Below are 11069 nucleotides of genomic sequence, written 5' to 3'. Positions count from 1 at the left end.
GCGGACGAGCCGCATTGGAATGGCGCACGTGAATCCCGTACCAAATCTCTACCGCGAAGCCCTCACCGGGCTTCGCAGGACCTTCGTCTTCGTCGGACTGTTCAGCGCTTGCGTGAACATCCTGATGCTGACCGGATCGCTGTTCATGATGCAGGTCTACGACCGGGTTCTCGGATCGGGGTCGGTTCCGACCTTGATCGGGCTCCTGGCGATCGTCGTGGTGCTCTATGCCTTCCTGGCCTTCTACGACTTTCTGCGGGTACGCTTCCTGTCGCGCGCGGCCTACCGGCTAGACCGGCAACTCGGGAATCGCGGATTCGAGCTGTGGATCCAGACAGCCCTGTCGGGAAATCCCGCGCTTCGAAGACCATTGAACGACCTCGCGACGATCCGCGGGTTCATGACCGGACCGGCCATGCTTGGCTTCCTCGATCTGCCGTGGGTGCCTTTTTATCTGCTGATCGTCTCGCTCATCCATCCCTGGCTCGGCCTTTTGACGATCTTCGGCGCTCTGGTGGTGACTGTGCTTGCGATAGCGGGACAGTTTCTGACGGATGCAGCCTACAAGCGCGCCATGGGAATGGATGCGGCGGAAAGCTTCTTTGTCGAGCAGTGCTACCGCACCGCGGAAACCATTCAGGCCATGGGCATGAGCGGCCGCATAGGTGCCCGCTGGCGCAAGATGCACGACGAAGGGCTTTGGTCCCATCAGCGCGGCGGCGACAAGTCCGAGATATTGTCGGCGGCATCCAAGGCTTTCCGCATGCTGCTGCAGTCGGCCGTCCTTGCGCTTGGGGCCTATCTCGCGATCCGGCAGGAGGTTTCGCCAGGACTGATGCTCGCGATCTCGGTCATCTCGGGCAAGGCGCTCGCGCCGATCGATCAGGTGATCGGCCAGTGGCGCGCAATCGTCAAGACGCGCGAGGCGCATCGTCGGCTGACCGAACTTCTGGCGGCGCCGGCTGCGGCGGCCGTGCCGATCGAACTTCCGGAGCCTACGGGCCAGATCGCCGTCCGTGGTCTCACCAAGTTCGCGCCCGGACAGCGCAACCGGGCCGAGAGGCCGCCGGTGCTGTCGGATGTCACCTTCCAGCTGGAGGCAGGCGAGGGTCTGGGGGTGATCGGCTCGTCCGCCTCGGGTAAATCGACGCTCGCACGGCTGCTCGTGGGGTCCTGGGCGGCCGACAGCGGCGAGATCCGGCTGGACGGCGCTGCCTTGCCGCAATGGAGCGCCGAACAGCTCGGCCGCTATATCGGGTATTTGCCGCAGCAGGTCGAACTTCTGTCCGGGACGATCCGCGACAATATCTGCCGGTTCGACCCCGAGGCCAAGGACGAGGATATCGTCGCCGTTGCCAAACTGACCGGCGTACATGAGATGATCCTGTCCCTGCCGCAAGGCTATGGCACCGAGATCGGTTTTTCCGGCTTCCCCCTGTCGGGTGGCCAGGTGCAGCGTATCGGCCTGGCGCGTGCGCTCTTCGGCTCACCCAAGATCGTGATCCTGGACGAACCCAACTCCAATCTTGACGCTGCCGGTGACGAGGCGCTCGCGAAAGCGCTTCTCGACATGCGGGCGAGGGGAACGACGGTCATCCTCATGGCCCATCGGCCAAGCGCGCTTGCCGCCGTCGGCAAGGTACTGGTCCTGCAGGGCGGACAGGTCCGACATTTCGGCGATCGTGACGAGGTTCTGGCGCAGGCCACAAGACCGGCCGGTCACACCGGCCCTGCCGTCATCCGGAGGATGCAGGATGCTGGCTGACACCAAGGCGCCGCAAACCGACATGCGCAAGGCGGGCCTTGTCGCCGTGATCGGGAGCATCGCACTCGTCCTGATCCTGATTTTCTGGTCGGTCTGGACGGGGATCGCGGGTGCGGTCGTGGCGCAAGGGACTGTCTCGGTCGATGGCAAGCCCAAGTCGGTCCAGCATCTCGACGGTGGGATCGTCGGCGCGATTCTCGTCACCGAGGGGCAGCATGTCGATCAGGGGCAGTTGCTTATCCGGCTCGATGATACGCTCCTGAGGGCCAACCTGAAGATCTACTTTGGCCGCTACGCGGAGGCTATCACCCGTCGTGACCGCCTGCTCGCCGAACGGGACGGAACGGCGCCGCCCGCCTTTTCGGACCCCTCTATCGCGCTCGGCGACATCGACCTTTCCTCTCTCAGACAGGGCGAGGTGGCGATCTTCAGTGCCCGTGCCGAAATTCAATCCGCCCGCCGCGCCCAGACCGCCGAGCGGATCAGCCAGTTCCGCAGCCAGATCGACGGCATCACAGCTTTGCTCGGCGCAAAGCGTGCGCAGGAACAGCTGGTCGTGGAACAACTCGATAAGCAACGGAAACTGGTCGAAAAGAACCTCGTGACAAAGGCTGACATCCTGTCGCTCGAACAAAGCCGCGCCCAACTACTGGGCGAGATCACCGAGCAGCTCAGCGAGATTGCACGGCTGGGGAACTCTATCCGCGACGCCGAGCTCGAACAGGCCCGGATAGAGCAACAGTTCCGCGAAGAGGCCGTGACAGAACTGCGAAGCACGGTAAGCCAGATTGATGAACTTGATCAACAGATCGCGTCCACGCGCAAGCAACTCGAACGGATCGATATTGTCGCCCCGGTCAGCGGCTATCTGCATGAGTTGCAGATCGTCACCGTCGGTGGGGTCGTTCCGCCGGGCGCCGTAATTGCACAGATCATCCCGGACGCTGATGTTCGCACCTTCGAACTGCATGTCGCGCCAACCGCCGTCGATCAAGTCTATCCGGGTCAGGCAGCACGGCTCAGATTCTCTGCCTTCAACCACCGTACGACACCAGAAATATACGGCGAGGTCGCGCTGATTTCGCCGACCACGGTGACCGATCAGGCGACCCAGGCGACATACTACAAAGTCCAGGTCACGGTCGCGCCAGCGGAGATAAGTAAGCTCGGCAGTCTCCAGCTGATCCCCGGCATGCCGATCGAAGCTTTTCTCGGAACCGACGAAAGATCTGTTGCGAGTTACCTGCTTCGCCCGGTTCTCGACCAGATGCAGCACGCATTTCGCGAAGAGTAGATTTTCGCGCAAGCATCGAGCCGCACCGGTTCTGTCGCGAAGTTTGGTTCTTAAGCGATATATGCTTGATAGCCGAAGGTTGGCTTCGTTGTACACTTTACCGATTGACCTCCACACGTCTGTGCACAGTAAGCGGTGGGGGACGCTCCCCTCCGCAGCGGTGCTTGAGGCACCCACCGCCGTGGCACATCGATGCCGCCGGGGGCGTCCACGCCATCGCTTACGGTACGAGTCTTGCCTCGGCGGTCGGGACATCGACAAATAGGGGTCTGCTCCGGCTGAGTGCAGAATGACACCTTAAGCGCCGAGGACGCGTTTTCCATAGTCGCGCAGGTTGCCTTTGGGATCGACGTATCGGTACAGGGTGACGGGCTTCACGCCCAGCTCACGGCACAGTTCTGAAACTGATGTGTCCCTGTTGGCCATTGCGGCCTGTGCCATCCGGACCTGGGCTTTGGTGAGTGCAAACTTACGGCCGCCCTTTCGACCTCGAGCACGGGCGGCTTGCAGCCCTGCCATGGTGCGTTCCCGGATCAACTCGCTTTCAAATTCAGCGAGCGCTGCAAAGATGCCAAATGACAACCGACCGGCTGCGGTGGTCGTGTCGATCTGTGCCCCTTGGCCTGTAAGCACCTTCAGGCCGGCACCGCGCTCTGACAGCAGGGTCGTCGTTTTCACCAGATGGTTCAGGCTGCGACCCATTCTGTCCAGTTTCCAGATGACAAGGACGTCGCCGTCGCGCAGAGCCTTCAGACAGGCTTCGAGGCCCGGGCGGTCGTCTTTCTTGCCCGAGGCCTGATCGGAGTAGATTTGCTTTTCATCGACGCCCGCCTCAACAAGAGCGTCCTTTTGCAGATCAAGCGACTGGCTGCCATCGGCTTTTGAGACGCGCGCGTATCCGATCAGCATGTTTCACAAACGAACGTTTGTGGTGTGTGGAGGAATTCCGGGCTTTCGGCCATCTCGTTTATTCCTTAACTCATATCATAATCATCAATAAATAAACTCCAACAAGAAAGCAAAAGAAACATGGCGCATCGCACCATTCTGACCGAGCGCCAGCGTTCGGCGCTTTTCGACCTGCCGACTGACGAGACTTTGATGTTGCGGCATTACACACTGGCAGACGACGATATCGAACACATCAACGAACGGCGGCGGCCGGAAAACAAGATCGGCTTTGCCCTACAGCTCTGTGCCCTACGCTATCCTGGTCGGCTGTTGTCTTCCGGTGAGGTCATCCCGGAAAAGGTATTGCGCTTCATCGCGGCCCAGTTGGGTCTGACCGGCGACGATGTCTTGCCATATGCCGCACGTCGGCAAACCCGTCAGCAGCACCTGCACGCCCTGCGCCAGCTCTATGGCTTCAAGATGTTCTCGGGCCAGGGTGCGCGCAGTCTGAAAGCCTGGCTGGAGAAAGAGGCTGAAACGGCCCGATCCAACGAAGACCTGGCACGGCGATTTATTGAAGAGTGTCGCCGGTCACAAGTAATCCTGCCCGGCATCTCGGTCGTCGAGCGGCTGTGCGCGGATGCCCTGGTATCGGCAGAACGTCGGATTGAAAGCCGGATCGCCAACAAGATCGACGATGAAACGAAAGAACGCCTGGACGCGCTGTTGACCGAGATCGTGGATGGCAATGTCACCCGGTTCATCTGGCTTCGCCGTTTCGAGGCGGGCAGCAACTCGGCTGGAGCATCGCGACTTCTGGACCGGTTGGAGTTTTTGCAAGAATTCGGCCTCTCACCGGATATTCTGTCCAACGTACCGCCACATCGGGCCACCCGCCTGCGCCGCCAAGGCGAGCGCTACTTTGCCGATGGGTTGCGCGACATCACGAGTGACCGGCGCCTGGCGATCCTTGCTGTCTGTGCGGTAGAGTGGAAGGCAGCCATTGCCGATGCCGTGATCGAAACCCACGACCGGATTGTTGGCAAGATCTGGCGGGATGCGAAGAGGCTTTCCGATGCGCGTATCGCAGACGCCCGATCTTCGCTGCGCGAGACATTGCGCTCCTTCAAGGATTTGGGCGCCGCCTTGCTAGCGGCCAAGGCGGATGGTGCATCCCTTGAAGCGACCATTGAAGTTACGTGTGGCTGGTCTCAACTCGAAAACATGGTGACAACCGCGGCCGAGTTGACCGACACGATGGCGGCTGACGCCCTGTCGCATGTCGTTCATGGGTATCACCGGTTCCGGCGCTATGCCCCAAGAATGCTGCGGGCGCTCGATATCTGCGCCGCCCCGGTGGCGGCACCTTTGATGCAGGCAACAAAAGTCATCGCCCAGGATCAAACCGATGCGTCCCGCCAGGTGGGCTTCTTACGCCGAACTTCGAAATGGCATCGACACCTCAATGCTCAGGACCCAGGTGACAATCGGCTCTGGGAGGTCGCCGTGTTGTTCCAGGTGCGCGAAGCTTTCCGATCCGGCGATATCTGGCTGCCCCATTCCCGGCGTTACGCTGATCTGAAACAGGCTTTGGTACCGATAGAAACAGCCAAGGCGTGCCCTCGCCTGACGATGCCATTCGAACCTGTGGTCTGGCTCGATGATCGCAAGGCAAGGCTAGCGGACGGTATGAAGCGTTTGGCCAAGGCCGCCCGAACCGGCGCGATTCCCGGCGGTTCAATCGAGAACGGCGTGCTCAAGGTTGATCGTTTGACGGCAGCAATCCCGGCGGATGCTGATGGCATGGTGCTTGATCTCTATGGTCGCCTGCCTGCCGTCCGGATCACCGATCTGTTGCAGGAAGTTGATGACGATATCGGCTTCACCGAAACCTTCACCCATTTGCGCACCGGCGTTCCCTGCAAGGATCGCATCGGGTTGTTGAACGTGCTGCTGGCCGAGGGATTGAACCTTGGCCTCAGCAAGATGGCCGAGGCGACCAGTTCACATGACTACTTCCAACTCTCGCGCTTGTCCCGCTGGCATGTTGAAAGCGATGCCATCAACAGGGCGCTTGCCAAGGTGATTGCGGCGCAGGCCGATTTGCCGATGGCGCGGTTCTGGGGCGTCGGCATGACTGCTTCAAGCGACGGTCAGTTCTTCCCGACAGCGCGTCATGGCGAGGCGATGAACCTCATCAACGCGAAGTATGGGCAGGAGCCGGGCTTGAAGGCCTACACCCATGTCTCCGACCAGTTCGGCCCGTTTGCCACACAGAACATCCCTGCGACCGTCAACGAGGCCCCGTACATTCTGGACGGCCTGCTGATGAACGAGGTTGGGAAGAAGATCAAAGAGCAATACGCTGAAACCGGCGGCTTCACCGATCATGTCTTTGCCGCAACCGCACTCCTGTCTTATCGCTTTGTTCCCCGCATCCGCGATCTCCCTTCAAAGCGGCTCTATCTCTTCGACCCCGCCGCTGCGCCGAAGGAAGTCCGCGGGCTGGTCGGTGGAAAGATCAGAGAAAAGCTGATCACGGAAAACTGGCCGGACATCTTACGCGCCGTCGCCACAATGGCGGCGGGTGTCATGCCACCCAGCCAATTGTTGCGGAAGTTCGCCTCGTACCCGCGCCAGCATGAACTGGCGCTTGCACTACGGGAGATCGGACGCATTGAACGCACCTTGTTCATCATCGACTGGTTGCTCGACGCCGATATGCAGCGCCGTGCCCAGATCGGCCTGAACAAAGGTGAAGCGCATCACGCCTTGAAAAATGCGCTGCGCATTGGGCGGCAGGGCGAAATCCGAGACCGAACCTCTGAAGGACAGCACTATCGCATGGCGGGGCTTAACCTGCTGGCCGCAATCGCCATCTACTGGAACACCAAACATCTTGGCCACGCTGTTGCAGCCAGAAAGGGCGAAGGTCTCGACTGTTCACCAGACCTTCTGACGCACATCTCGCCACTCGGGTGGGCGCATATCCTGCTCACAGGCGAATACAGGTGGAAAAAACGATAGCACCCAGCCTTAAGGTGTCATTTTGCACTCAGCCGGAGCAGACCCCTAACAGGCGCAAGTCGCGCGGCTGTTCAAAGGAACCTCGCATGGATGGAAGAGCGAGGCCTGATCCGAGAAGTGACGCAACAAGGACGATTCAGAATGTGGCGGATCAAGGACTAGACCTTTGTGATCAGATCCAGCGACAGGGACCTTCTCGGTTCATTGAGGGAGGAGCGCTTGACGCCAATACTTACGTTCATCGATGCGGCCAAAGGGTCGTGGTTTGAACATCGACCTAAGTGTTTTGGTCAGAATCGCTCTGTGTGATCCGGCAACGAGCTAAGGCAGGCTTTCGAAAAGATCCGGTGTGTCCTCGTCGCGCCGCCTGCTCAGACCTTCGCCAAGATGCAGGCAAGGGTGCTTAATTCGTGTCAGGCCTTTGCCGCCCTCAAAATGGACCCACCCTCCTCTGGGCATGCCAACGCTTACGATCAGCGCCCCACATATTGGACAAGTCCGCCTGAACGATGCGCCCCTCTTGCTTTCACGATCGCCCCGAACTGCCCAACCGCCGCGGACGGATACCGTGCGCCCTGACGACAGACGGCGGGTGTGTGCCTTCCGGTAATACCAGCGGTCCGTCATCCCGTACCCCTTCTTTACTCTACCCGGCTGCCGCTTGGGGTCGAGCGCACGTAAAAGCCTTGTGGAATAGCCTCCTGCACCAGTCCGACGTGCGAGATCAGGCCGACGGCCCGGCTGCCCTCTGTCAGCGCAGCAAGAACTTGGATCACCTGATCCAACGTGCCCGCCCCATTCTCGGTGTCGAGGCTCCCGAAGCCTTCATCGAAAAAAAAGTGTCCATCCGGATCTTGCCCGAAAGGCTCTCGACCACATCAGCTAGCCCAAGCGCGAGGGCCAGTGCCGCGATAAAGGTTTCGCCGCCTGACAGCGTTGCTGTCGGGCGCGCCTTGCCGGTGTTGATGTCGAAGACCTCGATTTCGAGCCCACGCTTGCCGCGACCGCCAGATGGCTCGAGCCCACGCGTTAGCCGGTAGCGACCACGTGTCATAGGGTCGAGCCTCATATTCGCCGCCTCGAGAACCTGGTCGAACATTGCTCCGATCGCGAAGGTCTCGAGTGTCATCTTGAAATCGTTCTTGCCGTTAGCCAGATCAGCCAGCCCCCGGAGCGGACCGGTCTCAGTTTCAAGCCGCTCGGTTTCGGTCAGAGCCGCGGCAAGCGATTCCTTGAATTTGGCCAGTGACGATACATCCGTTCTCGCTGTGGCAAGTGCAGCGTTGGCCGCGTTCAAGGTCTGGGTGGCGTCTGCCAACGCCAGCTGTAGCGGGGCAAGATCCCGGCGTTCACGATCTGCACAAGCGGCTATGGCGTTCGCAATGTCTTGCGAGCAGCGATCAATCCATCGCGGTGATCGGTCACCTTCTTGCGGTCGGCGTCGAGAGTCGGGAAATGGCTCTTGCAGGCATCATATCCCGCTTTGTCCAGCCCAACCTCGGTAAGCCGAGCGACAAAATCACCTTGTGCCTTCTTCACGCGCTGCTGCTGCCCGTCGCGCGCCCGCTTCGCTGCTTCTAGCTGCTCTTGCGAACGGGTGAGCACTTCACTGACGGCTCGGTCCTGTTGCGTCGCCACTTCCAGCGCCTCGGAGAGTTGCCTTTGCTCTCTCTGCAACGCCTCCCGTCGAGCGACAACCGCCTCGGGCGTGCGCAGACCTTCCGGCAGGGCCTCGATCACTGTGTCCAGCTTGGCGCGCGCGCCGGCAAGAGCGGTCTCGGCCTTTCCCGCAGCGGTGACCGCCAGCGTCACCCGCGGCCGCGCGCCGCGCTACGCCGGAGGCTCCGCGCGCGGCCTCCTACACCACCACCCGGGACACTGCCGGTTCACGATGTCCTTGCATTCCGCGCAGCGTCCACACAAGCGTCAGGTCGAAATCCTCGGCCATGGCCGCGATCTTCGCCACCTGGTCGTCGCCATGCATCTTGGCAAAGCGGGCATAGGGGTGCAGCCGGGCAATCGGCCAAGCCTCGATCTGGCTCGGCGCGAAGACGAGGTCCATGGGATGCGGCTCGGGATGAGAGGGGGGGAAATCAAAAAAAGCGCCCGTGAGGGGGGCCTCCGGGCTCAATTCTTCAATGATCAAGGGGCGGGTCAATCGAGGCAGGCCTGTCAACGGGGAAAGTGAAGCGGACTCAACGACTTCTCGCAAACAGGCTTCCAGAGGGTGGCCTCTGGCAACTTGGCTTTCCCGGAGGTGGCTTCCCTGAAGCTTGAACGCTGCCAGAAAAGTAGCCCGATCATCGAACCAGAAATGCGCCGGCAGACCCCTCCCGGTTCATCTCACCGCGCAGCCTGGCGAGCCACCACTGCAAGCGCAAACTCCACAAGGTAATCATTGAGCGCCCGAGACGCGGCTGTGGCGGCCTCCGCATCTCTTTCAGAGATGGCCGTCAGAATGGCGCGGTGCAGATCCCGCCCGCGTAAGATATCGCTATTTTCCTCGCGCGCATGAACGATCCAGAACCGTCGCGACAACCCCTGCAATGGGAGCATCAGCGACCCGAGATAGCGGTTCCCGGCGGCATCGAGGATGAGCGCATGGGTTTCCCGGATGGTGTCGGTGTACTCCTGCAAGGTGAACTGGCCTTCCAGACGGGATGCCAAGCTTTGCATGGCCTCCCGCTGTGTCTTGCTGGCTCTCTTGCTCGCGAGGTCTACTGCCAGCACCTCGACGGCGCGGCGGACCTCAAGTCGGCTGAGCTGATCCTCGACTGTGATTGCCGGGATTTCGATCCCACGGCTGGCATGCACTCGGATCATGTAGCTGGGCGCCAGGCGCTGGATCGCCTCGCGAATCGGTGTCCGCCCCAAGCCGATGAGCTCGACGATGGTCCGTTCGGACACCATCGACCCAGGGGCGAGTTCGCCCCGCTCGATCATGCCCTGCAGCATGGCAACCGCCTGCTCTGTCTTGTTCATTTCCGTCTCCAGCACAACTGCGGCGCACCGCGCCGCTCTATATCAAGGCAGATTGACATACTGCCGATATATCGCTCATATATTGTAAATCACAAACAAGGTCGAGAAGGACGCCGCCATGAAGTACTCGCCCGGTGCTGAACGCTGCCCATTGCCGTATTCGCCATTCAAGAGCTGCACCGTGCCGCGTCCGATCGGCTGGCTGTCCAGCCGCAGTGTCGCCGGGGTGGAGAACATCGCGCCCTACAGCCAGTGGCAAAACCTGACCTTCGATCCGCCAATGGTGATGTTCGCGGCCAACCGCTACCCGGACGGGCGGCGCAAGGACACGGTCCTGAACGCCGAGGAAACCGGCTGGTTTGTCTGGAACATGGCGACATTCGCGCTGCGCGAGGCGGTGAACATCAGCGCCATGGCTTTGCCGCCCGAGGAAAGCGAGTTCGACCGTATCAACGTGACCCGCATCTATTCCGACAACGGTGCGGTGCCGATGGTCAAGGAAAGCCCCTGCAAGTTCGAATGCCGGTACCTGAGCACGCACACGATGCGCGGCGCCTCCAACCACGGCACCGTCGATGTCGTCTTTGCCCAGGTGGAGACGATCCATATCGACGACCAAGTGATCCGGCCTGACGGTCGACTGGACATCACCGCGATCGAGCCAATCGCCCGGTTGGGATACTTCGACTACACCGTGATCCGCGAGACCTTCGAGATGCGCGTGCCCGGATCCGATGCCGACGCCCAAGCCGGATTGGAAGGCCGTGGCGGCAAGTGACTTTGCGATAACCACTACAACAAACTGCCCAGCCATGCGCGTCGAGGCGGACACACAACAGCGGAGGATTCTGAAATGACACATCGTAATCGCAAGACCGGGCTAGCTTTGTCGCGCCGGTCTGTTCTTGGCGGTATCGGCGCGGCTTCGGCCATGGCTATCACTGGCCTCCCGGTGCGGGCGCAAACGCTGACGCCGGTGTCGCGTAGCCGTTAAATGCGGTACACGAAAGTCAACAAAATCAAAGGAGCGGCTTGAGACCGTTCAACTACCTGGGGTCATGCGGCACGCTGAAAGAGCGGTAAAGGCACGAATGGCGAAATGATAGTCTG

10 protein-coding genes are annotated in these 11069 nt (G+C 60.7%); 5 read left to right on the top strand and 5 right to left on the bottom strand.

The window, feature by feature from the left end; genetic code table 11:
* The first annotated feature begins 19 nt into the window (after window positions 1-19).
* Window positions 20-1765 carry a type I secretion system permease/ATPase gene (locus tag OU426_RS16310; RefSeq protein WP_267635159.1) on the top strand — a complete coding sequence of 582 codons (1746 nt, stop codon included), beginning with the start codon at window positions 20-22 and terminating at the stop codon, window positions 1763-1765.
* A complete protein-coding gene (locus tag OU426_RS16305; RefSeq protein WP_267635158.1) occupies window positions 1755-3059 on the top strand; it encodes an HlyD family type I secretion periplasmic adaptor subunit in 1305 nt (434 codons plus the stop codon). The genes OU426_RS16310 and OU426_RS16305 overlap by 11 nt, the downstream gene beginning before the upstream one ends.
* A gap of 297 nt (window positions 3060-3356) precedes the next feature.
* Here OU426_RS16305 and OU426_RS16300 read toward each other — a convergent pair whose 3' ends face one another.
* Entirely contained in the window at window positions 3357-3968 is a 612-nt protein-coding gene (locus OU426_RS16300) for a recombinase family protein (protein WP_267635156.1), read from the bottom strand.
* 120 nt (window positions 3969-4088) lie between these two features.
* Between OU426_RS16300 and OU426_RS16295 the strand changes: the two genes are divergently transcribed.
* On the top strand, window positions 4089-6977 hold the full coding sequence (locus OU426_RS16295; protein ID WP_267635155.1) for a Tn3 family transposase: 2889 nt from the start codon (window positions 4089-4091) through the stop codon (window positions 6975-6977).
* 772 nt (window positions 6978-7749) lie between these two features.
* On the opposite strand, the gene OU426_RS16290 is transcribed toward OU426_RS16295, so the two are convergent.
* The 4 genes from OU426_RS16290 to OU426_RS16275 all read right to left on the bottom strand — a co-directional run bounded on the left by OU426_RS16290 (window position 7750) and on the right by OU426_RS16275 (window position 9959).
* On the bottom strand, window positions 7750-8295 hold the full coding sequence (locus tag OU426_RS16290; protein WP_267635154.1) for a hypothetical protein: 546 nt from the start codon (window positions 8293-8295) through the stop codon (window positions 7750-7752).
* A 50-nt stretch (window positions 8296-8345) separates the two neighbouring features.
* The gene (locus OU426_RS16285; protein ID WP_267635153.1) at window positions 8346-8789 is read right to left on the bottom strand and encodes a hypothetical protein; all 444 of its coding nucleotides are present in this window, start codon (window positions 8787-8789) and stop codon (window positions 8346-8348) included.
* Between the two features lie 46 nt (window positions 8790-8835).
* Window positions 8836-9039, bottom strand: coding sequence for a ParB N-terminal domain-containing protein (locus OU426_RS16280; protein WP_267635214.1), 204 nt, complete (start codon window positions 9037-9039; stop codon window positions 8836-8838).
* A gap of 281 nt (window positions 9040-9320) precedes the next feature.
* Window positions 9321-9959 (bottom strand): GntR family transcriptional regulator, encoded by a 639-nt coding sequence (locus OU426_RS16275; protein WP_267635152.1) that lies wholly within the window; start codon window positions 9957-9959, stop codon window positions 9321-9323.
* A gap of 118 nt (window positions 9960-10077) precedes the next feature.
* On the opposite strand from OU426_RS16275, the gene OU426_RS16270 reads away from it, so the two are divergent.
* Together OU426_RS16270 and OU426_RS18165 are read left to right on the top strand one after the other, a co-directional pair.
* Entirely contained in the window at window positions 10078-10737 is a 660-nt protein-coding gene (locus OU426_RS16270; RefSeq protein WP_267635150.1) for a flavin reductase family protein, read from the top strand.
* 75 nt (window positions 10738-10812) lie between these two features.
* Window positions 10813-10953 (top strand): twin-arginine translocation signal domain-containing protein, encoded by a 141-nt coding sequence (locus OU426_RS18165; protein WP_420712609.1) that lies wholly within the window; start codon window positions 10813-10815, stop codon window positions 10951-10953.
* Window positions 10954-11069 lie beyond the last annotated feature (116 nt).

The organism is Frigidibacter sp. RF13, from assembly GCF_026626305.1.
Lineage (GTDB): Bacteria > Pseudomonadota > Alphaproteobacteria > Rhodobacterales > Rhodobacteraceae > TMP-24.
The sequence above is the reverse complement of the archived record's forward strand: the minus strand, read 5'-3'. Positions and strand labels throughout refer to the sequence as shown.